Source organism: Streptomyces jumonjinensis (assembly GCF_009600885.1).
Taxonomy (GTDB): Bacteria; Actinomycetota; Actinomycetes; order Streptomycetales; family Streptomycetaceae; genus Streptomyces; species Streptomyces jumonjinensis.
Window position 1 is genome coordinate 13,581 of sequence record NZ_VCLA01000042.1, and the last position, 23,759, is coordinate 37,339.

The 23,759-nt window shown below is 70.3% G+C and carries 23 protein-coding genes; 13 read left to right on the forward strand and 10 right to left on the reverse strand.

Annotation, left to right across the window (positions count from 1 at the left end; genetic code table 11):
• Nucleotides 1-147 precede the first annotated feature (147 nt).
• Nucleotides 148-1,371, forward strand: a complete 1,224-nt coding sequence (locus FF041_RS05735; RefSeq protein WP_153521307.1) for an acetyl-CoA C-acetyltransferase — start codon at nucleotides 148-150, stop codon at nucleotides 1,369-1,371.
• A gap of 45 nt (nucleotides 1,372-1,416) precedes the next feature.
• Nucleotides 1,417-2,373 (forward strand): methylmalonyl Co-A mutase-associated GTPase MeaB, encoded by a 957-nt coding sequence (meaB, locus tag FF041_RS05740; RefSeq protein ID WP_153521308.1) that lies wholly within the window; start codon nucleotides 1,417-1,419, stop codon nucleotides 2,371-2,373.
• Between the two features lie 78 nt (nucleotides 2,374-2,451).
• Here the strand turns inward: meaB and FF041_RS05745 are convergent, their stop codons facing one another.
• Nucleotides 2,452-3,117, reverse strand: coding sequence for a PepSY domain-containing protein (locus FF041_RS05745; protein WP_153521309.1), 666 nt, complete (start codon nucleotides 3,115-3,117; stop codon nucleotides 2,452-2,454).
• A 115-nt stretch (nucleotides 3,118-3,232) separates the two neighbouring features.
• Between FF041_RS05745 and FF041_RS05750 the strand changes: the two genes are divergently transcribed.
• Complete coding sequence (locus tag FF041_RS05750; protein WP_153521310.1) at nucleotides 3,233-3,898, forward strand: response regulator transcription factor; 666 nt, start codon at nucleotides 3,233-3,235, stop codon at nucleotides 3,896-3,898.
• Nucleotides 3,895-5,316 carry a sensor histidine kinase gene (locus tag FF041_RS05755; RefSeq protein WP_153521311.1) on the forward strand — a complete coding sequence of 474 codons (1,422 nt, stop codon included), beginning with the start codon at nucleotides 3,895-3,897 and terminating at the stop codon, nucleotides 5,314-5,316. Before FF041_RS05750 ends, FF041_RS05755 begins: the two co-directional genes overlap by 4 nt.
• A gap of 19 nt (nucleotides 5,317-5,335) precedes the next feature.
• Here FF041_RS05755 and FF041_RS05760 read toward each other — a convergent pair whose 3' ends face one another.
• From FF041_RS05760 to FF041_RS05775, 4 genes are all read right to left on the reverse strand, one after another.
• Nucleotides 5,336-5,812 carry a MarR family winged helix-turn-helix transcriptional regulator gene (locus tag FF041_RS05760; RefSeq protein WP_153521312.1) on the reverse strand — a complete coding sequence of 159 codons (477 nt, stop codon included), beginning with the start codon at nucleotides 5,810-5,812 and terminating at the stop codon, nucleotides 5,336-5,338.
• A 163-nt stretch (nucleotides 5,813-5,975) separates the two neighbouring features.
• Nucleotides 5,976-6,788, reverse strand: a complete 813-nt coding sequence (locus FF041_RS05765) for an AIM24 family protein (RefSeq protein WP_323391306.1) — start codon at nucleotides 6,786-6,788, stop codon at nucleotides 5,976-5,978.
• Nucleotides 6,785-7,435 (reverse strand): AIM24 family protein, encoded by a 651-nt coding sequence (locus FF041_RS05770; protein WP_153521313.1) that lies wholly within the window; start codon nucleotides 7,433-7,435, stop codon nucleotides 6,785-6,787. The genes FF041_RS05765 and FF041_RS05770 overlap by 4 nt, the downstream gene beginning before the upstream one ends.
• 1 nt (nucleotide 7,436) lies before the next feature.
• Nucleotides 7,437-8,069: an AIM24 family protein gene (locus tag FF041_RS05775; RefSeq protein WP_153480765.1), complete on the reverse strand. Its 633-nt coding sequence runs from the start codon at nucleotides 8,067-8,069 to the stop codon at nucleotides 7,437-7,439.
• A gap of 164 nt (nucleotides 8,070-8,233) precedes the next feature.
• On the opposite strand from FF041_RS05775, the gene FF041_RS05780 reads away from it, so the two are divergent.
• From FF041_RS05780 to FF041_RS05795, 4 genes are all read left to right on the forward strand, one after another.
• The gene (locus FF041_RS05780) at nucleotides 8,234-8,578 is read left to right on the forward strand and encodes a DUF3817 domain-containing protein (protein WP_323391308.1); all 345 of its coding nucleotides are present in this window, start codon (nucleotides 8,234-8,236) and stop codon (nucleotides 8,576-8,578) included.
• 143 nt (nucleotides 8,579-8,721) lie between these two features.
• On the forward strand, nucleotides 8,722-9,231 hold the full coding sequence (locus FF041_RS05785) for a MarR family winged helix-turn-helix transcriptional regulator (RefSeq protein WP_323391309.1): 510 nt from the start codon (nucleotides 8,722-8,724) through the stop codon (nucleotides 9,229-9,231).
• 100 nt (nucleotides 9,232-9,331) lie between these two features.
• On the forward strand, nucleotides 9,332-9,658 hold the full coding sequence (locus tag FF041_RS05790) for a DUF3817 domain-containing protein (RefSeq protein WP_153480751.1): 327 nt from the start codon (nucleotides 9,332-9,334) through the stop codon (nucleotides 9,656-9,658).
• A 109-nt stretch (nucleotides 9,659-9,767) separates the two neighbouring features.
• Nucleotides 9,768-11,468, forward strand: coding sequence for an acyl-CoA mutase large subunit family protein (locus FF041_RS05795; RefSeq protein WP_153521314.1), 1,701 nt, complete (start codon nucleotides 9,768-9,770; stop codon nucleotides 11,466-11,468).
• A 160-nt stretch (nucleotides 11,469-11,628) separates the two neighbouring features.
• On the opposite strand, the gene FF041_RS05800 is transcribed toward FF041_RS05795, so the two are convergent.
• A complete protein-coding gene (locus tag FF041_RS05800) occupies nucleotides 11,629-12,276 on the reverse strand; it encodes a TetR/AcrR family transcriptional regulator (RefSeq protein WP_153521324.1) in 648 nt (215 codons plus the stop codon).
• 216 nt (nucleotides 12,277-12,492) lie between these two features.
• Between FF041_RS05800 and FF041_RS05805 the strand changes: the two genes are divergently transcribed.
• The 4 genes from FF041_RS05805 to FF041_RS05820 all read left to right on the forward strand — a co-directional run bounded on the left by FF041_RS05805 (nucleotide 12,493) and on the right by FF041_RS05820 (nucleotide 16,717).
• A complete protein-coding gene (locus FF041_RS05805) occupies nucleotides 12,493-13,473 on the forward strand; it encodes a tetratricopeptide repeat protein (RefSeq protein WP_153480754.1) in 981 nt (326 codons plus the stop codon).
• Nucleotides 13,474-14,143: 670 nt separating this feature from the next.
• Nucleotides 14,144-14,815 (forward strand): DUF6230 family protein, encoded by a 672-nt coding sequence (locus FF041_RS05810; protein ID WP_153521315.1) that lies wholly within the window; start codon nucleotides 14,144-14,146, stop codon nucleotides 14,813-14,815.
• 95 nt (nucleotides 14,816-14,910) lie between these two features.
• Nucleotides 14,911-15,390 (forward strand): DUF6114 domain-containing protein, encoded by a 480-nt coding sequence (locus tag FF041_RS05815; RefSeq protein WP_153521316.1) that lies wholly within the window; start codon nucleotides 14,911-14,913, stop codon nucleotides 15,388-15,390.
• Nucleotides 15,380-16,717: a hypothetical protein gene (locus FF041_RS05820; RefSeq protein ID WP_323391312.1), complete on the forward strand. Its 1,338-nt coding sequence runs from the start codon at nucleotides 15,380-15,382 to the stop codon at nucleotides 16,715-16,717. The genes FF041_RS05815 and FF041_RS05820 overlap by 11 nt, the downstream gene beginning before the upstream one ends.
• Nucleotides 16,718-16,817: 100 nt before the next feature.
• Here the strand turns inward: FF041_RS05820 and pyk are convergent, their stop codons facing one another.
• The 3 genes from pyk to pta form a co-directional block, all read right to left on the reverse strand.
• Entirely contained in the window at nucleotides 16,818-18,242 is a 1,425-nt protein-coding gene (pyk, locus tag FF041_RS05825) for a pyruvate kinase (RefSeq protein ID WP_153521318.1), read from the reverse strand.
• Between the two features lie 74 nt (nucleotides 18,243-18,316).
• On the reverse strand, nucleotides 18,317-19,543 hold the full coding sequence (locus tag FF041_RS05830) for an acetate kinase (RefSeq protein WP_153521319.1): 1,227 nt from the start codon (nucleotides 19,541-19,543) through the stop codon (nucleotides 18,317-18,319).
• 82 nt (nucleotides 19,544-19,625) lie between these two features.
• Nucleotides 19,626-21,761 (reverse strand): phosphate acetyltransferase, encoded by a 2,136-nt coding sequence (pta, locus tag FF041_RS05835; protein WP_323391313.1) that lies wholly within the window; start codon nucleotides 21,759-21,761, stop codon nucleotides 19,626-19,628.
• Between the two features lie 271 nt (nucleotides 21,762-22,032).
• Here pta and FF041_RS05840 point away from each other — a divergent pair, with 271 nt between their 5' ends.
• Entirely contained in the window at nucleotides 22,033-23,058 is a 1,026-nt protein-coding gene (locus FF041_RS05840) for an ATP-dependent 6-phosphofructokinase (protein ID WP_153480762.1), read from the forward strand.
• Nucleotides 23,059-23,151: 93 nt separating this feature from the next.
• Here the strand turns inward: FF041_RS05840 and FF041_RS05845 are convergent.
• Nucleotides 23,152-23,759: carbohydrate ABC transporter permease (locus FF041_RS05845; protein ID WP_153521320.1), on the reverse strand; the 608-nt coding region annotated here is incomplete at its 5' end.

The window sequence follows — 23,759 nt, forward strand, 5'->3', positions numbered from 1 at the left end:
CCCCAGTGCAGCGCCGCCGGGGCGGTTACGCAACGTGCGCGCGATCACACCGACTGCCCGGTGACCCATGGGCGAACCGCTCAGTACATTTGAGGTAAACCCTCGTTCACTCCTCAGGCTCGCGGGCTTGAAAGGGGATCGTGTCTCATGTCAGGAACGACCGGTACCACCTCGGTGATCGTCGCGGGCGCCAGGACGCCCATGGGGCGTCTCCTCGGCTCGCTCAAGTCCTTCTCCGGCGCGGACCTGGGCGGATTCGCCATCAAGGCCGCGCTCGACCGGGCCGGGATCGGCCCCGACCAGGTGCAGTACGTGATCATGGGCCAGGTGCTCCAGGCCGGGGCCGGGCAGATCCCGGCCCGTCAGGCCGCGGTCAAGGCCGGCATCCCGATGAACGTCCCCGCGCTCACCGTCAACAAGGTGTGCCTCTCCGGGCTCGACGCCATCGCGCTGGCCGACCAGCTGATCCGCGCGGGCGAGTTCGACGTGGTCGTCGCCGGCGGCCAGGAGTCGATGACCAACGCGCCGCATCTGCTGCCCAAGTCCCGCGAGGGCTACAAGTACGGCGCCGTCGAGCTGCTCGACTCGATGGCGCAGGACGGCCTCACCGACTCCTTCGAGAACATCGCGATGGGCGAGTCCACCGAGAAGCACAACACCCGGCTCGGGATCGCCCGCCCGGAGCAGGACGAGATCGCCGCGCTCTCCCACCAGCGGGCCGCCGCCGCCCAGAAGAACGGGATCTTCGAGGCGGAGATCACCCCGGTGGAGATCCCGCAGCGCCGCGGCGAGCCGGTCCTCTTCGCCCAGGACGAGGGCATCCGGGCGGAGACCACGGTGGAGACGCTGAGCCGGCTGCGGCCCGCCTTCGCCAAGGACGGCACGATCACCGCGGGCACCTCCTCGCAGATCTCCGACGGCGCGGCGGCGGTCGTGGTGATGAGCCGGGCCAAGGCCGAGGAGCTGGGCCTGGAGTGGATCGCGGAGATCGGCGCGCACGGCAATGTGGCGGGGCCGGACAACTCCCTCCAGTCCCAGCCGTCCAACGCGATCCTGCACGCCCTGGGCAAGGACGGCCTCAGCGTCGCGGACCTCGATCTCATCGAGATCAACGAGGCGTTCGCCGCCGTCGCGGTGCAGTCAATGAAGGATCTTGGAGTATCCACCGAAAGAGTGAACGTCAACGGCGGCGCCATCGCGCTCGGCCACCCGATCGGCATGTCCGGCGCCCGGCTCGTGCTCCACTTGGCGCTGGAGCTGAAGCGCCGGGGCGGCGGCGTGGGCGCGGCGGCGCTCTGCGGCGGCGGCGGACAGGGCGATGCGCTGATCCTCCGTGTCCCGGGGAACGGGCGCACCCGGACCCATGGCTGAGCCCGCTGGACAACCCCGTACGGCGAACGGTCGAGGAGCAGCGTGATGGCGGACGTCCCCCAGCTGGTCGCCCAGGCGAGGGAGGGCCGGCCGAGGGCCGTGGCCCGGCTGATCTCCCTGGTGGAGGGGGCGTCCCCCCAGCTGCGCGAGGTGATGGCGGCGCTGGCCCCGCTGACCGGAGGGGCCTATGTGGTGGGTCTCACCGGCTCCCCGGGCGTCGGCAAGTCCACCTCCACCTCGGCGCTGGTGACCGCGTACCGCAAGGCCGGCAAGCGGGTCGGGGTGCTGGCCGTCGACCCGTCGTCGCCCTTCTCCGGCGGGGCGCTGCTCGGCGACCGGGTCCGGATGTCGGAGCACGCGTCCGACCCGGGCGTCTACATCCGCTCCATGGCCACCCGGGGGCATCTGGGCGGTCTGGCCTGGTCCGCGCCGCAGGCGATCCGGGTCCTCGACGCGGCGGGGTGCGAGGTGATCCTGGTGGAGACGGTCGGGGTCGGCCAGTCCGAGGTGGAGATCGCCGCTCAGGCCGACACCTCGGTGGTGCTGCTCGCGCCCGGGATGGGGGACGGGATCCAGGCCGCGAAGGCGGGCATCCTGGAGATCGGCGACGTCTATGTGGTCAACAAGGCGGACCGGGAGGGCGCGGACGCGACGGCCCGCGAGCTCAACCACATGCTGGGGCTGGGTGAGGCCCGCGCACCGGGCGACTGGCGGCCCCCGATCGTGAAGACGGTGGCGTTCCGCGGGGAGGGCACCGACGAGCTGGTCGAGGCGCTGGAGAAACACCGCGCCTGGATGGAGGAGCACGGTGTGCTGGCCGCCCGCCGGGCCCGCCGGGCGGCGGGCGAGGTCGAGACGATCGCGGTGACCATGCTCCGGGAGCGCATCGGGGACCTGCACGGCGACCGGAGGCTGGGCGCGCTGGCGGATCGGATCGTGGCGGGGGAGCTCGATCCCTACCGGGCGGCGGACGAGCTGGTGGCCGGGGTGACGCGGGGGTAGGGCCCCGATGAACGCCGACGGCCCGGCTCCCCCTGTGTCACAGAGGAGGGCCGGGCCGTCATGGGGACGGGGCGGGGATCAGTCGTCGGACTTGTCGTCGTCGCGGTCGTCCTGGTCGTTGGTGCCGTCGTCGTTCCGGTCGTCGTCGCGGTCGTCGCGGTCGTCGCGGTCGTTGTCGTTGGCGTCGTTGTCGTCGTTCTGGTCGTCGTCCTGGGAGAGCGTCGCCTTGCCCGTCTCCGAGTCCACCCGCACGTCGTGCTCGCGCCCGTCCGCCGAGCGGACCTCCACATCCCAGTGGCCGTCGTCGAACTCGACCTCCGTCGCCGTGCCCGGACGCAGCTCCAGCGCCGCCGCCGAAGCCTTCTCGGCGTTCACCTTCGCCTCGGTGACGGCCTTCTCCGCGCGGTCGTCGCGGTCGTCGCGGTCGTCATCCCGGTCGTCCCGGTCGTCGCGGTCATCGGCGTCGTCGTCCTGGGAGAGCGTCGCCTTCCCCGACTGCGCGTCCACCCGCACCTCGTGGTCACGGCCCTGCGCGTCCACTATCTCGACCTCCCACGCGCCGTCGTCGTCGCGGTCCACCGACTCCACCGAACCCGGCTTCTGCTCAAGCGCCGCGCTCGCCGCGTCCTTCGCGGAGATCTTCGCGGTCGGCGCGGAGTCGTCTCCCGACGCGGCCACGGCGGTGGCAGCGCCTCCGCCCACCAGGGCTGCGACGGCGACGGCGATGGCGATCTTGCGCTTCATGAGGGGGTCCTCCCGATCGGTTTGCTTCGACGGGGACCAATCTCGCCCGGCGATGCTGAACGCAACCTGAAGCCACCTGAAGGGATCTTCAGCTTCGGTTTGGGACCCTGAGGACATGCGCTTGTTGATCGTGGAGGATGAGAAGCGGCTCGCACTCTCCCTCGCCAGGGGACTGACGGCCGAGGGCTATGCCGTGGACGTGGTCCACGACGGCCTGGAGGGCCTCCATATGGCCTCCGAGGGCTCCTACGACCTGGTCGTCCTCGACATCATGCTCCCCGGCATGAACGGCTACCGGGTCTGCGCCGCCCTGCGCGCCGCGGGCGACGACGTGCCCATCCTCATGCTCACCGCCAAGGACGGCGAGTACGACGAGGCCGAGGGGCTCGACACCGGCGCCGACGACTATCTGACCAAGCCCTTCTCCTATGTCGTCCTGGTCGCCAGGATCAAGGCCCTGCTCCGCCGCCGCGCCCGGTCCGGCGGATCCCCGGTGCTCGCCGTCGGGGATCTGCGCGTCGACACCGCCGCCCGCCGGGTCTTCCGCGCCGAGGACGAGATCTCCCTCACCGCCAAGGAGTTCGCGGTGCTCGAACAGCTCGCCGTCCGCGCCGGGGAGGTCGTCAGCAAGGCGCAGATCCTCGAACACGTCTGGGACTTCGCCTACGACGGCGACCCCAACATCATCGAGGTCTACATCAGCGCCCTGCGCCGCAAGCTGGGCGCACCGCGCATCCAGACCGTGCGCGGCGCGGGCTACCGGCTGGTGGCCGGGCGATGAGATCCGTACGGGCCAAGGCCGCCGTCGGCGCCACCCTGGTGGTGGCCGTCGCGCTGATCGGCGCGGGCCTCGCCGTGCTGCTGGTGCTGCGGGACAACCTGGTCAACGCCGCCGATCTCCAGGCCGAGGTCACCGCCCGCGAGACCGCCTCCCGGTTCGCCCTCGGCCGCGCCCCCGACCTCTCCGACGCCGAGGACCGGCCGATCCAGATCGTGGCCGAGAACGGCTGTGTGCTCGCGGTGAGCAAGGGCGTCACGGCCCTCTCCGGCACCGGAAGCCCTCAGACGACCGCCCAGTCCTGCGGCCCGGGGCAGGAGCGGGGCGACGAGGGCGACGACGACGATGACGACGAGCCCGAGCCCGGGAAGATCGCCACGGGCAGGCCCGACTTCAGCGACGGCAGCGTCACCGTGGACGGCGACAGCGCCCCGTACCGCTTCGCCGCCGTCGAGGTCACCCGGGGCGGCGACGGCGTCACCGCCACCGTCTACGCGGGCGCTCCTCTCACCACCGAGGAAGCCGCCGTGGAGACCGTCCGGGAGGCCATGCTCGTCGGTCTGCCCGTGCTGCTGCTCGTCGTCGGCTCGGTGACCTGGCTGGTGACCCGGCGGGCGCTCCAGCCCGTCGAGGGCATCCGCGCCGAGATGGCCGCCATCACCGCCTCCGAGGACCTCTCCCGGCGGGTGCCCGAGCCCGCCTCCCGCGACGAGGTGGCCCGGCTGGCCCGTACGACCAATGAGACGCTCGCCGCCCTGGAGGCGTCCGTGGAGCGGCAGCGGCGCTTCGTCGCGGACGCCTCGCACGAGCTGCGCAGCCCCATCGCCTCGCTGCGCACCCAGCTCGAAGTGGGCGCGGCCCACCCGGAGTTGCTGGATGTGCCCGGCGCGGTCGCCGACACCGTACGGCTTCAGCAGCTCGCGGCCGATCTGCTGCTGCTGGCACGGCTGGACGCGGGGGAGAAGCCGGGGCAGGCCCGGATCGACCTCGGGGCGCTGGTGCGCGAGGAGGCGTCGCAGCGGGCCGGCGACCGGATCGCGGTGACCGTGACGGCCGCCGACGGGCTTGAGGTGAGCGGTTCGCGCTCCCAGGTGGCCCGGGTGCTCGGCAATCTGCTGGACAACGCCCAGCGCCATGCCCGTACCGCCGTCACCGCCTCCGTACGCCGTGAGGGCCGGGACGTGGTGCTCGCGGTCGCCGACGACGGCGAGGGGGTGCCGGACGCGGAACGGGAGCGGATCTTCGAGCGGTTCGTACGGCTCGACGACGCCCGCAGCCGGGACGAGGGCGGCGCCGGGCTCGGTCTGGCCATCGCCCGCGATGTCGCCGAACGGCACGGCGGAAGCCTCACCGTGGGCCGCGCCCCGGCGGGCGGCGCGCTCTTCGAACTGCGCCTGCCCGCCGCCGCCCCCGGGGAATGAGTCCCCCGGGGGAGGGGGGTCAGACCTGGCCGCGCTTGCCGCGCAGATGGTCGGCGACCGGGGCGAGCGACTCCCGCAGCTCCGCCAGCGCCTCCGGCGTCATCAGGTCGATGAAGTGCTTCCGTACGGACGCCACATGGTGCGGCGCCACCTTGCGCATGGTCTCCATGCCGTGCTCGGTGAGCACCGCGTACAGCCCGCGGCGGTCCGACTCGCAGTTCTCGCGGCGGACCAGTCCCGCGCTCTCCATACGGGTGATCTGGTGGGAGAGCCGGCTCTTGGACTGGAGCGTGGCCGCGGCGAGATCGCTCATCCGCAGCCGCCGCTCCGCCGACTCGGAGAGGTTCACCAGGATCTCGTAGTCGTTGTTGGTCAGGCCGAACGGCTGGAGGTCCTTTTCGAGCTGGTGCATCAACAAACGGCTGACATCCAGATGGGTGCGCCAGGTGCACTGCTCGTCATCGGTCAGCCAGCGCGTGGCCGTCTCGGTCTCCATGTATGGATTCTACCTAAGAAGTTGAAATGCGGACGAAGTCTGGGAGTGTGACGCAGGGCACCCGTGGTGCGGGACCGCCCGGCGGCCTGTACGACGATTCAGCGCGGTGCCCGCAGCGTACTGGGGGCGCAGACGTTCGACGTCACACTCCGCAGACTACCCCTCACAGGCCGAAGCGACGTTGGAGATCGCCCAGCTGACCGGGGAGGCGGGGGGTGGACCCGTGTTGACCCTGTCCGCCGCCGTGCCCGCCGCCGTGCCCGCTGCTGTGGCCACTGCCGTGGCCGCCCGGAACCCCCGGCTGCTGCGGCGGGGCGCCCGTCGCCGCCTCCGGCAGCAAGGACTCCGTCGACTGGAGCAGCACGGTCCCGGCCCCGACGAACTCGAACTGATGCTCCTCGCCGGAGACCCCGCCGAGCCCCGTCAGCGTCCGCACCCCGCCCATCACCCCGGTCATATAGCCGTGGTCGTAGTGGTGACACGGGGAAGGACAGTCCGCCCACCCCACCAGCGCCTGCGGATCGACCCGGATCGGCGGCTCCATGAACACCACCGGACCGTTCGACGCGGCGACGAACTTCCCGGTCCCGATCAGCGTGACGAACCCCGGGACGATCGACTGCTTCAGCGCCAGAGACGGCTGGTAGGCCAGGAGATTCCCGGACCGGATCGTCAGATTCCCCTCGTCCAGGTCGAAGGAGTTCACATCGAACGCGCGGTCCGCGAGCAGCATCTTCCCGCTGCCCTCGGCCACCACCCAGTCACTCGCGTGCAGCGGGGAGTGGAACGAGGTCCGCAGCAGCCGGTCCAGCCGGCCGTGGCCGATGCCGTTGAAGTCGATCCGCCCGTAATAGGCGATCATCTTCCCCTTCTGGAGGAACCACTGGCCGCCCTTCAACTCCACACAGAAGGTGTACGGGTTGACGTTGTCGTCGCTCGGCAGGGTCGTCGGGTCGTGCACCACGGGCGTGCTCACAGCTTCTCCTCCGATGCCTGGACGTACACCGCGCCACTGCCGCTCAGCTCCAGCTGGAACGCCTCGCCCGAGCCGCGCCCCACCATGTCGCGCCAGCCGAGCGCGGTGGAGAGCTTGTTGCTCACCTCGCCGTGGTGGGCCACATACGCCTGTGGATCCACATGGACCGGCCGCCCGGGGGTGATCGGCAGCTCGATCACCCCGCCGTGCGCCATCACCGCGACCGCGCCATGGCCGCGCAGGGTGGTGGTGAACAGCCCCTGGCCGGTCACCTGGCCGCGCACCATGCCCATGACCCCGCCCTGCGAGCCCATGAACATCGTGCCCTGCTCCAGGGAGCCGTCGAAGGCCAGCAGCCGGTCCGCCTCGACGTAGAGCGTGTCCCCGGTCAGATTCACGACCTGGATGTGATGGCCGCCATGGCCGAACAGCACGGTGCCCTGCCCGCTGACCGTCATCAGCGGGGCGGCCTCGCCCGCGACCCGGCGGCCGATCATCGCCCCCAGCCCGCCCTGACCGCCCTGGGTGTTCGGGGTGAAGGAGACCTCCCCCCGGTACGCGAGCATCGCGCCGCGCTGGCTGAACATCCGCCGGCCGGGGGCGATCGTCGCCTCGACCATGCGGGAGTTGATCTCACGGAACGGCATCTCAGACCTCCCCGCCGACGGTGTTGCGCTCGCTCGGCTGTACGTAGACGAGCCCGTCGCCCTCGAAACGGATCTGGAACGCCTCGCCCCCGCCCTCGCCCATGAGGGTGCGGAAGGTGACGCCCGACTGGAAGTTCTGCTGGAGGTTCCCCTGGTGGGCGACGTACGCGCCGGGGTCGACGCAGAGCGGATACCCCGGGGCCACCCGGAGCACCGTCGCCGGGCCGTCCGACATGATCGCCGCCTGGCCGCTGCCCTCGACGGTGGTGGTGAACAGCCCATGGCCGCTCGCCCCGCCGCGCAGCCCGGTGAAGCTGGTGCCGGTCCGGAGCGAGCCGTCGGCGCAGAGCAGATTGCTCGACTCGACGTACAGCTTGTCGCCGCCCAGACTCACCAGATTGATCTCGGAGGCGCGGTCGGCGAAGTAACAGGTGCCCTGCCCCCTCACCTCCATCAGCGTCATCTGCTCGCCGGTGATACGGCGGGTGACCATCCCGCGGATGCCCTCACCGCCGCCGGACATCTTCTTGAAGGCCATCTGGCCGTCGTAGGCGACCATCGACCCGTTCTTCGCTCTGACGGCGTCGCCGGCCATGTCGACCGCGAGCACCTTGCTCCCCTGGAGCCGGAACATTGCCACGGAGCGACGGTAGCCGCCCGTACGCCGCCGGGGACAGGGACGATCGGCCCGGACACGCACCCCGGACCAAGTCCCGGCAAAGACTCCTGCCACAATGGGCAGGCGCTTGTGAGCACATTCACAAGATCGTCTCCCGTCGTCCCACCGAAGGTGCCCCCGTGGACATCAAGACCGCCTCGTCGCTTCACCGCCTCCGCCTGATCTCCGCGCCGGAGGCCGTCTCCTTCATCCTGCTGCTCATCGCCTCGGTGCTGAAGCGCACGACGGAGTTCAACGCGGTGCCGGCCCTGGGCATGATCCACGGCGTGCTCTTCATCCTCTATGTGCTCTTCTGGGCCGACGCCTGGAACCGCACCAAGTGGGACCTGAAGACGGCGGCGGTGTACTTCGTCCTCTCGGTGCTGCCGCTCGGCGGCTTCGTCGCCGAGCGCAGGCTGAAGCGGGCCGCGGACGACGCGGTGATCGCCTCCCGCGCCCGCCGTGAGGGCGTCGCCAAGGCGTGACCCCCCTTGTCGTGTACGGGCCCGAGGCATCGCCCCGGGCCCGTTCGCGTACCCCGGGACCCGTTCGCGTACCCGGTCGGATCCAGCGGACCGAAAGGCGAGACAGCACTGAACGGCACATGACCAGTCGATAGGGTCATGCCGTGTCCAAGCCGCTCAGCCTTCCCTTCGATCCCATCGCCCGCGCCGACGAGCTGTGGCAGCAGCGCTGGGGGCCCGTTCCCTCGATGGCCGCCATCACCTCGATCATGCGCGCCCATCAGATCCTGCTCGCCGGGGTCGACGCCGTCGTCAAGCCGTACGGGCTGACCTTCGCACGGTACGAGGCGCTGGTGCTGCTCACCTTCTCCAAGGCCGGCGAGCTGCCGATGTCCAAGATCGGCGAGCGGCTGATGGTCCACCCCACCTCGGTCACCAACACCGTGGACCGGCTGGTCAGATCCGGACTGGTCGACAAACGGCCCAATCCCAACGACGGGCGCGGCACCCTCGCCTCGATCACCGGCAAGGGGCGGGAGGTCGTCGAGGCGGCCACCCGCGATCTGATGGAGATGGACTTCGGGCTCGGCGCGTACGACGCCGAGGAGTGCGCGGAGATCTTCGCGATGCTGCGTCCGCTGCGGATCTCCGCACAGGATTTCGACGAGACCTGATTTCGACGGGGACCTGACGGAGTCGGCGTCGATTGTCGGCACCGGTTCGGGGCCGCCCCCGGGGGCCGGACGCCTCTCACTCCCGGTTACGCTCGTGGCCATGAAACAAACCGTGCTGACCCGCTACCGGGTGATGGCGTACATCACCGCCGTCTGGCTGCTCGTCTTCACCGGCGCCATCATCATGAAGTACGGCTTCGAGACCGGCGACACCATGATGATCTCCCAGATCCACGGTGTGCTCTTCATCGTCTACGTCATCTTCGCCTTCGACCTGGGCTCCAAAGCGAAGTGGCCCTTCGGGAAGCTGCTCTGGGTGCTGGCCGCCGGATGCATCCCCGTGGCCTCCTTCTTCGTCGAGCCGAAGATCTCCCGGGAGGCCCGCGCCCTGATCACGGACGGTGACGCCGTCAAGGCCGGAGCCTGACCTCATGTCCCGCCGCCGCGTGCGCACGGCACGCGGCGCCAGGGTCCCATTCCGCCGCCTGGCCTCTCTTCATGGACGTTTACTAGGACGTCCTAGTAAATTTGAGAACATGAACGCTGACGCGATCGAAGAAGGCCGCCGTCGCTGGCAGGCCCGCTATGACAAGGCCCGCAAGCGGGACGCGGACTTCTCCACGCTCTCCGGGGACCCCGTGGCGCCGGTCTACGGGCCCCGGCCGGGCGACGCGTACGAAGGGTTCGAGCGCATCGGCTGGCCGGGGGAGTACCCCTTCACCCGCGGACTGCACCCGACCGGCTACCGGGGCCGCACCTGGACCATCCGCCAGTTCGCCGGCTTCGGAAACGCCGAGCAGACCAACGAGCGGTACAAGATGATCCTGGCCGCGGGCGGCGGCGGCCTCTCCGTCGCCTTCGACATGCCCACCCTCATGGGCCGCGACTCCGACGACGGCCGCTCGCTCGGCGAGGTCGGCCACTGCGGGGTCGCCGTCGACTCCGCCGCCGACATGGACGTGCTCTTCCAGGGCATCCCCCTCGGCGACGTCACCACCTCCATGACGATCAGCGGCCCGGCCGTGCCCGTCTTCTGCATGTATCTGGTCGCCGCCGAGCGGCAGGGCGTCGATCCCGCCGTGCTCAACGGCACCCTTCAGACCGACATCTTCAAGGAGTACATCGCCCAGAAGGAGTGGCTCTTCCAGCCGGAGCCCCATCTCCGTCTCATCGGCGATCTGATGGAGCACTGCGCGCGGTCCATCCCCGCGTACAAGCCGCTCTCGGTCTCCGGCTACCACATCCGCGAGGCCGGGTCGACGGCCGCGCAGGAGCTGGCGTACACCCTCGCCGACGGCTTCGGCTATGTGGAGCTCGGGATGAGCCGGGGCCTGGACGTGGACGCCTTCGCGCCCGGCCTCTCCTTCTTCTTCGACGCCCATCTCGATTTCTTCGAGGAGATCGCGAAATTCCGGGCGGCCCGGCGGATCTGGGCCCGGTGGATGCGGGAGGTGTACGGCGCGAAGACGGAGAAGGCGCAGTGGCTGCGCTTCCACACCCAGACCGCGGGCGTCTCGCTGACCGCGCAGCAGCCCTACAACAACGTGGTGCGCACCGCGGTGCAGGCCCTCTCCGCGGTCATGGGCGGCACCAACTCCCTGCACACCAACGCCCTGGACGAGACCCTCGCCCTCCCCAGCGAGCAGGCGGCGGAGATCGCGCTCCGCACCCAGCAGGTGCTGATGGAGGAGACCGGCGTGGCCAATGTCGCCGATCCGCTGGGCGGCTCCTGGTACGTCGAGCAGCTCACCGACCGGATCGAGGCGGACGCCGAGCGGATCTTCGAACGGATCAGGGAGCGCGGTCTGCGGGCGCACCCGGACGGACAGCACCCCATCGGCCCCATGACCTCGGGCATCCTCCGCGGGATCGAGGACGGCTGGTTCACCGGTGAGATCGCCGAGTCGGCCTTCCGCTATCAGCAGGCGCTGGAGAAGGGCGAGAAGCGGGTCGTCGGCGTCAACGTCCACCATGGATCGGTCACCGGGGATCTGGAGATCCTGCGGGTCAGCCATGAGGTGGAGCGCGAGCAGGTGCGGGCGCTGGCGGGCCGCAGGGCCCGCCGGGACGACGCGCGGGTGCGGTCCTCGCTGGACGCGATGCTGACGGCGGCCAGGGACGGATCGAACATGATCGGGCCGATGCTGGAGGCGGTCAGGGCGGAGGCGACCCTCGGCGAGATCTGCGACGCGCTGCGGGACGAGTGGGGGACGTACACGGAGCCGCCCGGCTTCTGAGGCGGCCGGCGGTGCTCCGGTCCCGGACCGGTGCCGGACCGGTGCCGGTGCCGGTGGCCCTGGCTCCGCTCAGGCCGGGTCCGGGTCCGGCTTCCGGTCTCTCCCTGGTGGTCCCGGTTCCGCCCCGGTGGCCCCGGCCCCGGCGGTGCTCCGGGCCGGGTCAGCGCTGGAGCGACGCCAGCCCCGACAGCAGCAGCACCGTGAAACCGCGCGCCCATCCCGCGTCCACCGGCTCCGCGCTCACCAGCGTCCGGTGGACGACAGCGCCCGCGATCACGTCGAAGATCAGATCGGCGTTCCGCGCCGCCGCCGCCGGATCGTCCTCGTACGGCAGCTCCCCGCGCGCCTGGGCGCGCGCCCGCCCCTCCAGCACCAGACATTTCTGCCGGTCCACGATCGCCGTGCGGATCCGCCGCCGCAGCGCCTCGTCCCGGGTCGCCTCCGCGACCACCGCCATCAGCGCGGTCCGCGTCTCCGGCCGGTCCAGCAGCGCCGCGAACCGGAGCACCACGCTCTCGACGTCGGCCGCCAGACTTCCCAGATCGGGCAGTTCGAGCTCGTCGAAGAGCACGGCCACCGCGTCCACCACGAGCTCGTTCTTGCCCGCCCAGCGGCGGTAGAGGGTCGTCTTGGCGACCCCGGCACGGGTGGCCACATCGCCCACGGTCACTTTGGACCAGCCCAGTTCGACCAGCGCCTCCCGGGTCGCCCGGAGGATCGCACCGTCCGCCTCGACACTGCGGGGGCGTCCTGAACGTCCGTTCTGTGGTATTGCAGAGGGGTGTTCGCTGTGCATGACGGCGACCATACCGGCGGGTAGGCGCTGTGCTGTGAGCCAGTTCACCGGGGGAATCTCACATATCCCGAAGCCGGCGGAGTTACGCTACGGCCCGTAGCGAAAGCCGGTGACCGGCTCCGCGACGACCACTGGGCGCGAGGTGGGGACCCCGCGCCGCAATGCCGAGACGGTGGCCTTCCCGGCCGCACTTTTCACATGCGCGCGCCGAGGGGGGAGGATGTACTCATGCAGCCTAGGAACATGTCCATGAGCGGCGTCGTCGACCTCGCCGCGGTGAAAGCGGCCGGAGAGGCCAAGGCGAAGGCCGAGCAGGCCCGTGCCGAGGCCGCCCGCCAGGGCGGCGGCGGTGCCGTGCCCCCCTCCAGCCTGGTGATCGACGTCGATGAGGCGGGCTTCGAGCGCGATGTGCTCCAGCGGTCCGCCGAGGTCCCGGTCGTCCTCGACTTCTGGGCCGAGTGGTGCCAGCCCTGTAAGCAGCTCGGCCCCCTGCTGGAGCGGCTGGCGCAGGAGTACAGCGGTCGCTTCGTGCTCGCCAAGATCGACGTCGACGCCAACCAGATGCTGATGCAGCAGTTCGGGATCCAGGGGATTCCGGCGGTCTTCGCGGTGGTGGCCGGGCAGGCGCTGCCGCTCTTCCAGGGCGCGGCCCCCGAGCAGCAGATCCGCCAGACGCTGGATCAGCTGATCCAGGTCGCCGAGGAGCGCTTCGGGCTGACCGGTATCGCGGTCGACCAGGATGCGGCCACCGCCGACGCCGACGCCGACATGGAGGCGACGGTTCCGGCCGGTCCCCATGACGCCCTGCTGGAAGCCGCCGTACAGGCGCTGGACGCGGGCGACTTCGGTGGCGCGGTCCAGGCGTACCGGAATGTGCTCTCGGACGACCCGGGCAACACGGAGGCCAAGCTCGGCCTGGCCCAGGCCCAGCTCCTGGGCCGGGTGCAGCAGATGGATCCGGCCAAGGTGCGCCAGGAGGCCGCCGAGAATCCGGCCGATGTGACGGCGCAGATCGCCGCCGCCGACCTGGATCTGGTCGGCGGCCATGTCGATGACGCGTTCGGCCGGCTCGTCGAGGCCGTGCGCCGCACCGCGGGCGAGGACCGCGACGCGGCCCGGGTGCGGCTGCTGGAGCTGTTCGAGGTGGTCGGACCCGAGGACCCCCGGGTGACGGCGGCGCGTTCCGCACTCGCGAGGGTGTTGTTCTGAGCCAGATTCCAGAATCCGGCGTCGGGCGTACCGTTCGGCCGGTTCTGGGGTGATCTGCGGCGGTGGCACAGACCTTGTGCCACCGCCGTTTGGCGATGGGTGACAACAAACCGCCCCTCTTTGCCAAAGCTTGGTGATTCGAGGGCCTGTTACTCGCAGTAAAACACGTCCCGCCTTCCGTCCGTTTATCGATGACATTCTCCCCTTCTGGTGCCACACTCGGCTGCACCCTGTGTCGCTGCTCGTCATGAACCGGCCGAAGTGCGGTTCTCGGCCTGTTACTGGTGAGTAACGGAACCTCTTGTGCCGGAGCCGGGAATGGACCACGATCGGCCACGCTCGGTCCAGCACCGCACCATCCCGGCTCCCGGCCGTGCTTGGGTGTCTGGGTCCCCACCGGGTCGGCCGGCGGCTGTGCCGCCGACCGTGGACAGGGGGGTTCCTGCCCAACCGGCAGGACCTGTCCGGTTGTTGGGTTGTGCGTGATGCGTCAGGCGCGACCAGTGGTTGTCGCTCGGGGGTGATCGCCGGTGTTTCGGACGCGCGCATGGACGAGGTACGTGCCCGAGAGCGCGGGCGCTCTCCTTCCCGAGGACGTAGCACTTCTCCCATCCCTGGACGGACGTTCGAAGTCCGAACCGGAGATGTACGTCCGAGAAGGAGGAAAGTCATGGAGTCGATGGCTCGTGGCGGAACCAGATGGAAGCGGTTCGCCCTGGTCATGGTGCCGAGTGTGGCCGCGACGGCCGCGATCGGCATCGGTCTGGCACAGGGGGCGCTGGCGGCGTCCTTCGCGGTGTCGGGCCAGCAGTTCAAGGTCACGGCGGACTATCTCGACGGCGCGGGCTTCGCCCAGTACGGCGGCGTCGACGTCGGATACAAGGAGATGGACGGCAAAGAGAAAGTCATGCATCCGGTGGCGATCTCGACGTTCCGCACCGCCAGGATCGAGAACATGTGTCAGTCGGTCGTCACCGATGTGCCGCTGCTCGGCAAGATCACCCTGAGGCTGAAGGCCGGTGAGGACCGGGACAGGCCCGTTCGCGCGGAGAACCTCTATCTGGACATCTCCCAGCTCGACGCGGACGCCAAGTTCAAGAACATCGACATCGGCGTCGCGGTCAAGGACACCGACAACGCCGAGGGCGGAGACGGTCCGGCCGGCAAGGGCCCCGCGGTCAAGCCCGGGGACCGCGTCCAGGAGAACGGCTTCGCGCAGCAGGCCGAGCGCGCCCAGCTGTGGGACGTCAAGCAGACGGCGTGGGCGACCACGGCCGGAAGCTTCACGCTGAACGGTCTGAGCATGCGGCTCCACCGCGGCACCGACAAAGAGTGCTTCTGACGGTGGCTCCGTCCGGGCGGGCGGGGAGCCCGAGGGGCCCCGCCCGCCCGTTCAACTCTTCACCCAGCAACACCAGTTCCAGGGAGCTGTTTTCCATGAGCGCCGAGTCCATGGCCACGGGGCAGAACGAGCACGTCCTCCGCGTCTTCCGGCGGCGGTTCCGCGAATGGAGAGGTCAACGCCCCTTCTGGGCCGGGCTGTTCACCCTGTTCGGCGGAATCCCGATCGCCTATTTCCCTTATGCGAGCCTGAAGCTGGGCAACTTGACGCTCTCGATGGAGACGACGGCGGGTGCGGGCTCGCTGATCATCGGCGTACTGCTGGTGACGCTGGGGCTGACGATGTGGTTCCACCACATCGTACGGGTGTTCGCGGGGGTCGCTTCGATTCTGCTCGCGCTGATCTCGATCCCCATCGCCAATCTCGGCGGCTTCGTCATCGGCTTTCTCTTCGCGCTGGTGGGGGGCGCGCTCTCGATTTCCTGGGTCCCCGGGAAGCCGCTGCCGGTCCCGCCCGCCGAGGCTGTTCACGACAGCGCTGCCGATGCCGACGGCGGGAGGCCCAGTGCAGGGTGAGGCCACTCCGCCCGAAGAGCCGGGGAGCGACGCGGCGGCGCGGGTCCGGAAGGGTCCCCGCCACGCCGCTCCCCGAAGATCCCTGCTGGCCAGGATTCAGCTGCCCGCGGGCAAGGCGATGGCGCTGGCCGCGATGCCCACCGCCGTCTTCGTGGGGCTGAGCCTCACCCCACGGCTCGCGCTCGCGGAGGACAAGGAGATCCCCTACGCCGCGGGGCCGTGTGCGGAGAGCTCGGAGGAGCCGTCCGCGCCGGCGTCGTCCTCGCCGTCTCAGTCGCCGGGGCCGTCCGGCGGCGCGTCGCCGTCGTCTGCCGCGACCCCCGGTCCGACGGCCACGCCGGGGCGGACTGATGGGAGCGACGAGAGCGCGGAGAGCACCGGGAGCGCGGAGCCGCTGTCCGGACAGAGCCCGTCCGCCGGGCGGACGGAGGGCGCGACCACGGCGGAGAGCCCGGACCCGGCCGCGACCTCCGGCGGGAGCGGGCATCCGCTGGACCCGCTGGGGCTGGGGGACGCGATCGAGGATCTGCTGGGGCACCCGGGCCGGACCCCGGAGCCCACCCCCACACCGACCGCGTCCCGCGACGGCGCCGCGTCCGGCCCGCCCGATCCCGCGGACCCGTCAGAGCCGTCCGATCCGGCCGGGACGGCGCCAAGCGCGAGCCCCTCCGCTGACGCCGCCGACGCCGACGACGAGGCGGAGCGCACCAGGAAAGCCATCGCCGACGCGGCCGAACAGGCGGGGGCATCGGTCGAGGAACTGGACGAGGACGCCAAGGGACTCGACCCCAGGAAGGACGCGGACATACCCGACGCCGCGAAACCCCACTTCCCCTGCCCCACCGAGGACCCCGCCGCCTTCGCCGCCGCGGAGCTCGAACCGGGACTTCCGCTGCTCGCCGACGACCCCTGGATCCTGGAGAGTTCGCTGCTCACGCTGAACGGTCTGAAGTACCACGGCATCGTGGAGGTGCGGACCGGCAGCGGCAAGGTCAAGAAGGCGCTGAAGTTCACCGCGAGGAGCATCGACATCGGCGATCTCCACCAGCTGTCGAAGGGCCCCGAGGGCACGACCCTCCATGTCGAGGCCCGTAAGGGCTCCACCTCGACCATCCGCGAGGGCACGGTGACGATGTACACCGAGGAGCTGAAGGGCGATCTCTTCGGGCTGATCCCGGTCACCTTCAGCCCGCGGACCCCGCCGCCGGTGAACGTTCCGTTCGCCTTCTTCACCGAGGTCACCGTGGTGCAGGCGGGGCAGTTCGGGGGCACTCTCACGGTGCCGGGGCTGCACAACCGCATCAGCGGCGGGATCAGCGGGAACTGACCACGACCGGACGGCCGATGGGCCGCACCCCCTGGCGGACAGGGGGATACGGCCCACGGTTCGGTGAAGGCGGCTGCTCAGCCGGCAGGAGGGGGCGAGGTTACGCCGACCTGCCCAGGTGGTGCACCCGCACCATGTTGGTCGTGCCGGGCACACCCGGAGGGGAGCCCGCCGTGATGATCATCGTGTCGCCCTCGTTGTACCGCTGGAGCTTCAGCAGCTCCGCGTCCACCAGGTCCACCATCGCGTCGGTGTTGTTCACATGCGGCACCACGAAAGACTCCACGCCCCAGCTCAGCGTCAGCTGATTGCGCGTCGACTCCTCGGTGGTGAACGCCAGGATCGGCTGCACCGTGCGGTAGCGCGAGAGGCGGCGGGCCGTGTCGCCGGACTTGCTGAAGGCGACCAGTGCCTTGCCGTCCAGGAAGTCCGCGATCTCACAGGCGGCGCGGGCCACCGAACCGCCCTGGGTGCGCGGCTTCTTGCCGGGGACCAGGGGCTGAAGGCCCTTGGAGATCAGCTCGTTCTCGGCCGCCGTCACGATCTTCGACATGGTCTTGACCGTCTCGATCGGATACGCGCCCACCGAGGACTCCGCCGAGAGCATCACCGCGTCCGCGCCGTCCAGGATCGCGTTCGCCACATCCGAGGCCTCGGCCCGGGTCGGACGCGAGTTGGTGATCATCGACTCCATCATCTGGGTCGCCACGATCACCGGCTTGGCGTTACGGCGGCAGAGCTCGACCAGCCGCTTCTGCACCATCGGGACCTTCTCCAGCGGATACTCCACCGCGAGGTCGCCGCGCGCCACCATCACACCGTCGAACGCCGCGATGACGGCTTCCATGTTGGCGACGGCCTGCGGCTTCTCCACCTTGGCGATGACGGGGACGCGGATGCCCACCTCGTCCATCACCTTGTGGACGTCCTTGACGTCGTCGGCGTCGCGGACGAAGGAGAGCGCCACCAGGTCGCAGCCCATCCGCAGCGCGAAGCGCAGATCGTCGATGTCCTTCTCGGACAGCGCCGGGACATTGACCGCCGCACCCGGCAGATTGATGCCCTTGTGGTCGGAGATCACACCGCCCTCGACCACGATCGTCTTCACCCGCGGGCCCTCGACCCCGACGACGCGCAGCTCTACGTTGCCGTCGTTGATCAGGATCTGGTCGCCCTGGGAGACATCGCCCGGCAGCCCCTTGTACGTGGTGCCGCAGATGGACTTGTCGCCCGCCACGTCCTCGGTGGTGATGGTGAACTCATCACCGCGGATCAGCTCCACCGGCCCCTCGGCGAAGGTCTCCAGACGGATCTTCGGGCCCTGGAGGTCGGCGAGCACGCCCACCGCCCGGCCGGAGTCCGCGGTGGCCTTGCGGAGGCGGTGGTAACGGTCCTCGTGCTCGGCATGGGAACCGTGGCTCATATTGAAGCGGGCCACGTTCATACCGGCCTCGATGAGCGCTTTCAGCTGCTCGTACGAGTCGACGGCGGGGCCCAGTGTGCAGACGATTTTGGAACGGCGCATAAGGCGGATCCTATCGGTTTGTTTCGACTCGGAATATTCCGGCTGGCGGAAAGTACAAATGGGCGGCCTCTCGCTCAGTCGAGTGAGTTTTCGGACACCAGCGTGAACGCCTGACGTGCGATTTCCAGCTCCTCATCGGTCGGGACCACCGCCACCGCGACCCGCGCGTACGGCGCCGAAATGAGGCGCGCGTCGTCCGAACGCTCGTCGTTCAGCGCCGAGTCCAGGGCCAGGCCCAGTTCTTCCAGACCGGCCACGGCGGCTTCCCGCACCGGCGCCGCGTTCTCGCCGACTCCGGCCGTGAACGCGATCGCGTCCACCCGGCCGAGGACCGCGTAATAAGCGCCGATGTACTTCTTCAGCCGGTGGATATAGACGTCGAAGGCGAGCTGCGCCCGCTCGTCGCCCTCGTCGATCCGGCGGCGGATCTCCCGCATGTCGTTGTCGCCGCAGAGACCCACCAGACCGCTCTTCTTGTTGAGCAGTACGTCGATCTCGTCCGTGGACATCCCCGCCACCCGCTGGAGGTGGAAGGTCACCGCCGGGTCGATGTCACCGGAGCGGGTGCCCATCACCAGCCCCTCCAGGGGGGTCAGCCCCATCGAGGTGTCCACGCACCGGCCGCCCCGGACCGCCGACGCGGACGCGCCGTTGCCCAGATGCAGCACGATCACATTGACGTCCTCCGGGGCCTTGCCCAGCAGCCGGGCCGTCTCCCGTGAGACATACGCGTGCGAGGTGCCGTGGAAGCCGTAGCGGCGGATCCGGTGGGCGTCGGCCGTCTCCACGTCGATGGCGTACCGCGCCGCCGACTCCGGCATGGTCGTATGGAACGCGGTGTCGAACACCGCCACCTGCGGCAGATCCGGGCGGAGCGCCCGCGCGGTGCGGATGCCGGTGATGTTCGCCGGGTTGTGCAGCGGCGCGACCGGCACCAGCCGCTCCACCTCCGCGAGGACCTCGTCGTCCACCACCGTCGGCTCGGTGAACCGCAGCCCGCCGTGCACCACCCGGTGCCCGATCGCCGCGAGCTCGGGCGAGTCCAGGCCCAGACCGTCCGCCGACAGCTCCTCCGCCACCGCCTTCAGCGCCGCCTCGTGGTCGGCGATCGGGCCCGTGCGCTCCCGCTTCCCGGCGCCGCCGCCCGTGAGCGCGGTGTGCGTGAGCCGGGAGGTCTCCTCGCCGATCCGCTCCACCAGGCCGACCGCCAGCCGGGAGCCGTCGTGCATGTCGAGCAGCTGGTACTTCACCGACGAGGAGCCGGAGTTGAGGACGAGGACTCGGGTGGCTGTCGCTGTCATGGGCCTTCTGTGTTCTGTGAGTGCGTGAGTGCTGTGGGTGCGGTGAGCTCTGAGGGGCGTTGAGCGGACGGGGCCGGCGGCGTCACACGGACCGGGGCCGCGCCGCCGGGACGGCGGGGTCCGCCGCCGGAGCGGGCTGCTCCGGGTCCGGCTTCGGCTGGGCCTGGATCGCGGTGATCGCCACCGTGTTCACGATGTCGCTCACCAGCGCGCCGCGCGAGAGATCGTTCACCGGCTTGCGCAGCCCCTGGAGCACCGGCCCCACCGCCACCGCGCCCGCCGAGCGCTGCACGGCCTTGTAGGTGTTGTTGCCGGTGTTCAGATCGGGGAAGATCAGCACCGTCGCCCGGCCCGCCACCTCCGATTCGGGCAGCTTGGTCGCGGCCACGGACGGCTCGACGGCCGCGTCGTACTGGATCGGGCCCTCGATCCGCAGATCCGGCCGCGAGCGGCGCACCAGCTCGGTCGCCTCCCGCACCTTGTCGACGTCCGCGCCCGAGCCCGAGGTGCCGGTGGAGTACGAGAGCATCGCGATCCTCGGCTCCACGCCGAAGCGGGCGGCCGTCGCCGCCGACTGGACGGCGATGTCCGCGAGCTGCTCGGCGTTCGGGTCCGGGTTCACCGCGCAGTCGCCGTACACCAGCACCTTGTCGGCCAGGCACATGAAGAAGACGGACGAGACGATCGCCGCGTCCTTCCGGGTCTTGATGATCTCGAAGGCCGGGCGGATCGTGGCCGCCGTGGAGTGCACGGAGCCCGAGACCATGCCGTCCGCGAGGCCCTCCTCGACCATCAGCGTGCCGAAGTAGTTCACATCGGCCACCACGTCATGGGCCAGCTCCACCGTCACCCCCTTGTGGGCGCGCAGCTGGGCGTACCGCTCGGCGAAGCCCTGGCGCAGCTCGGAGGTGCTGGGGTCGATCAGCTGGGCGTTCTTGAGGTCGATGCCGAGGTCGGCGGCCTTCTTGCGGATCGCCTCGACATCGCCGAGCAGGGTCAGATCGCAGACGTCGCGGCGGAGCAGCACATCGGCCGCCCAGAGCACCCGCTCCTCGCCGCCCTCGGGCAGCACCACCCGGCGGCGGTCGGCGCGGGCCTGCTCCAGCAGCTCGTGCTCGAACATCATCGGGGTGACATGGCCGCTGCGGGCCACCGCGAGCCTGGCCAGCAGTTCGGCGGTGTCCACATGGCGTTCGAAGAGTCCGAGCGCGGTCTCCGCCTTCCGCGGCGTCGATGCGTTGAGCTTGCCTTCGAGACCGAAGAGCTCCGCCGCCGTGGGCCAGCTGTTGGTGGGCACCGAGATCACCGGGGTGCCGGGCGCGAGCCGGGAGGCGAGGGTGAGGATCTCGTCGCTCGGCCGCTCGTTCAGGGTGAGCAGCAGTCCGGCGATCGGCGGGGTGCCCGCCGAGTGGGCCGCCAGCGCGCCGACCACCAGATCGGCGCGGTCCCCGGGGGTGACCACCATGCAGCCCGGGGTCAGGGCGCTCAGGAAGTTCGGCAGCATCGCGCCGCCGAAGACGAAGTCGAGGGCGTCGCGGGCGAGCCCCGAGTCATCGCCCAGCAGCACCGTCCCGCCGAGCGCCTGGGTGATCTGGGAGACCGTGGGGGCGGCGAGCGCGGGCTCGTCCGGCAGGACGTAGCAGGGGACGGGCAGCCGGGCGGAGAGCCGCTCGGCTATCACCGCGCGCTCCTCGGGGGCCACCCGGTTGACGACCATCGCGAGCACATCGGCGCCCAGCGCCTCGTACGCGCGGTGGGCGTTGCGGGCCTCGGCCCGCACCGACTCGGCGGTCTGGCCCCGGCCGCCGACGACCGGGATCACGGAGGCGCCGAACTCATTGGCGAGCCGGGCGTTGACCGCCAGCTCGTCGGGGAGCTGGGTGGCGGCGAAGTCGGTGCCGAGGACGAGTACCACCTCGTACTCGCGGGCCACCTGGTGGAAGCGGTCGACCAGCCGGGACACCAGTTCGTCGGTGCCCTTCTCGGCCTGGAGGGCGGAGGCTTCGTGGTAGTCCATGCCGTAGACCGACGCCGGGTCCTGGGTGAGGCGGTACCGCGCCCGGAGCAGTTCGAACAGCCGGTCGGGACCGTCGTGCACCAGCGGGCGGAAGACGCCCACCCGGTCCACCTGGCGGGTGAGGAGCTCCATGACTCCCAGCTCGACGACCTGGCGGCCGTCTCCGCGGTCGATCCCGGTCACGTACACGCTGCGCGTCACGCGTGCTCTCCCGTCCGTGTTCGCTCGGCCCTGGGGCCGTCGGCCTTGCGACCCTTTCGCACAAAAGGTCGTACAAAAAAACCGCTGGTGGGCGGCCTTTACCTCTTGACAATACCTCTGAGGATGGATAGAGCGCCTTCCGGGCCGGGTGTCAGCCGAGTGCCGTCCGGCAGGATGGGGGCATGCCGGGCGGGAGGGCAGTGCCAGAGGCCCCATGGAACAATTGACCTCAGGCTCATTTGTGCCATCGACGAGCAGGAGACAGAGCACGATGCGTATCGGCGTACTCACCGCAGGCGGCGACTGCCCGGGACTGAACGCTGTGATCCGATCCGTCGTGCACCGGGCCCTCACCGGTCACGGGGACGAGGTCATCGGATTCGAGGACGGCTTCAAGGGTCTCCTCGACGGCCACTACCGGCCACTCGACCTCAATGCCGTGAGCGGCATCCTCGCCCGGGGCGGCACCATCCTCGGCTCCGCCCGGCTGGAGCGGAACAGGCTCCGCGAGGCCGCGGAGAACTGCGGTGAGATCCAGCGGCGGTACGGCATCGACGTCCTGATCCCGATCGGCGGCGAGGGCACCCTCACCGCCTCCCGGATGCTCTCCGACGCGGGGATGCCCGTCGTCGGCGTGCCCAAGACCATCGACAACGACATCTCCGAGACCGACCGCACCTTCGGCTTCGACACCGCCGTCACCGTCGCGACCGAGGCCATCGACCGGCTCAAGACCACCGCCGAGTCGCATCAGCGGGTGATGGTGGTCGAGGTGATGGGCCGGCACGCCGGCTGGATCGCGCTGGAGTCCGGGATGGCGGGCGGCGCGCACGGCATCTGTCTGCCCGAGCGGCCCTTCCAGGTCGAGGACCTGGTCAAGATGGTCGAGGAGCGCTTCGCCCGGGGCAAGAAGTTCGCCGTGATCTGCGTCGCCGAGGGCGCGCACCCGGCGGAGGGCTCGATGGAGTACCGCAAGGGCGAGATCGACCAGTTCGGCCATGAGCGCTTCCAGGGCATCGGCAACCAGCTCGCCGCCGAGCTGGAGCGGCGGCTCGGCAAGGAGGCCAAGCCGGTCATCCTCGGCCATGTGCAGCGCGGCGGGGTGCCCACGGCCTACGACCGGGTCCTCGCCACCCGCTTCGGCTGGCACGCGGTGGAGGCCGCGCACCGGGGCGACTTCGGGAAGATGACCTCGCTGCGGGGCACGGATGTGGCGATGGTCCCGCTGGCGGACGCGGTGACCCGGCTGAAGACGGTGCCGACGGACCGGATGTACGAGGCCGAGTCGGTCTTCTGACGGTACGGGCCGGGGGCGGCTCGGCCCCTGGCTTTCGGGCGGGGGTACGGGGGAGGGGCCGCGCTCGGCCCTTGCGTACGAGGGGCGGGCCGCTCAGCCCTTGACCGAGCCGCCGAGGGCGAAGCCGCCGCCCAGCCGGCGTGCGATCAGCAGATAGAGGGCCAGCACCGGCGCCGAGTACAGCATCGAGAACGCCGCCAGCTGCCCGTACACCACCGATCCGTAGTTCCCGAAGAAGGTGAAGATCGAGACGGAGGCGGGCAGCAGCTCCGGCGAGAGAATCAGCATGAAGGGGACGAAGAAGTTCCCCCAGAGCTGGATGAAGGTGTAGATCGTCACCACGGTCAGCCCGGGGCCCATCAGCGGCAGCACCACCCGGAGCAGGGTCTGCGCACCGGAGGCGCCGTCCGTCCAGGCGGCCTCCTCCAGGGTCATGGGCACCGAGTCCATGAAGTTCTTCATCAGCCAGATGGAGAACGGCAGCTGGGAGGCGGCGAGAAAGAGCCCCGTGCCGTAGAGCGTGTCGATCAGCTCGACCTGGACGAACAGCCCGTAGACCGGGACCATCATCGCCGTGATCGGCAGACATGTCGTGAACAGGATCGTCAGCAGATACGGACGGCCCCAGCCCGCCGGATGGCGCGAGAGCGGATAGGCGGCGAGCGCCGCGCACACCACCGTCACCGCGGTCGCCCCGCCGC

What these genes read in the sequence shown, in the direction of transcription:
- FF041_RS05735 (WP_153521307.1), top strand. Translation starts at nt 148, where the DNA reads ATGTCAGGAACGACCGGTACCACCTCGGTGATCGTCGCGGGCGCCAGG.
- meaB (WP_153521308.1), top strand. Translation starts at nt 1,417, where the DNA reads ATGGCGGACGTCCCCCAGCTGGTCGCCCAGGCGAGGGAGGGCCGGCCG.
- FF041_RS05745 (WP_153521309.1), bottom strand. Translation starts at nt 3,117, where the DNA reads ATGAAGCGCAAGATCGCCATCGCCGTCGCCGTCGCAGCCCTGGTGGGC.
- FF041_RS05750 (WP_153521310.1), top strand. Translation starts at nt 3,233, where the DNA reads ATGCGCTTGTTGATCGTGGAGGATGAGAAGCGGCTCGCACTCTCCCTC.
- FF041_RS05755 (WP_153521311.1), top strand. Translation starts at nt 3,895, where the DNA reads ATGAGATCCGTACGGGCCAAGGCCGCCGTCGGCGCCACCCTGGTGGTG.
- FF041_RS05760 (WP_153521312.1), bottom strand. Translation starts at nt 5,812, where the DNA reads ATGGAGACCGAGACGGCCACGCGCTGGCTGACCGATGACGAGCAGTGC.
- FF041_RS05770 (WP_153521313.1), bottom strand. Translation starts at nt 7,435, where the DNA reads ATGCCGTTCCGTGAGATCAACTCCCGCATGGTCGAGGCGACGATCGCC.
- FF041_RS05775 (WP_153480765.1), bottom strand. Translation starts at nt 8,069, where the DNA reads ATGTTCCGGCTCCAGGGGAGCAAGGTGCTCGCGGTCGACATGGCCGGC.
- FF041_RS05790 (WP_153480751.1), top strand. Translation starts at nt 9,332, where the DNA reads ATGAAACAAACCGTGCTGACCCGCTACCGGGTGATGGCGTACATCACC.
- FF041_RS05795 (WP_153521314.1), top strand. Translation starts at nt 9,768, where the DNA reads ATGAACGCTGACGCGATCGAAGAAGGCCGCCGTCGCTGGCAGGCCCGC.
- FF041_RS05800 (WP_153521324.1), bottom strand. Translation starts at nt 12,276, where the DNA reads ATGGTCGCCGTCATGCACAGCGAACACCCCTCTGCAATACCACAGAAC.
- FF041_RS05805 (WP_153480754.1), top strand. Translation starts at nt 12,493, where the DNA reads ATGCAGCCTAGGAACATGTCCATGAGCGGCGTCGTCGACCTCGCCGCG.
- FF041_RS05810 (WP_153521315.1), top strand. Translation starts at nt 14,144, where the DNA reads ATGGAGTCGATGGCTCGTGGCGGAACCAGATGGAAGCGGTTCGCCCTG.
- FF041_RS05815 (WP_153521316.1), top strand. Translation starts at nt 14,911, where the DNA reads ATGAGCGCCGAGTCCATGGCCACGGGGCAGAACGAGCACGTCCTCCGC.
- pyk (WP_153521318.1), bottom strand. Translation starts at nt 18,242, where the DNA reads ATGCGCCGTTCCAAAATCGTCTGCACACTGGGCCCCGCCGTCGACTCG.
- FF041_RS05830 (WP_153521319.1), bottom strand. Translation starts at nt 19,543, where the DNA reads ATGACAGCGACAGCCACCCGAGTCCTCGTCCTCAACTCCGGCTCCTCG.
- FF041_RS05840 (WP_153480762.1), top strand. Translation starts at nt 22,033, where the DNA reads ATGCGTATCGGCGTACTCACCGCAGGCGGCGACTGCCCGGGACTGAAC.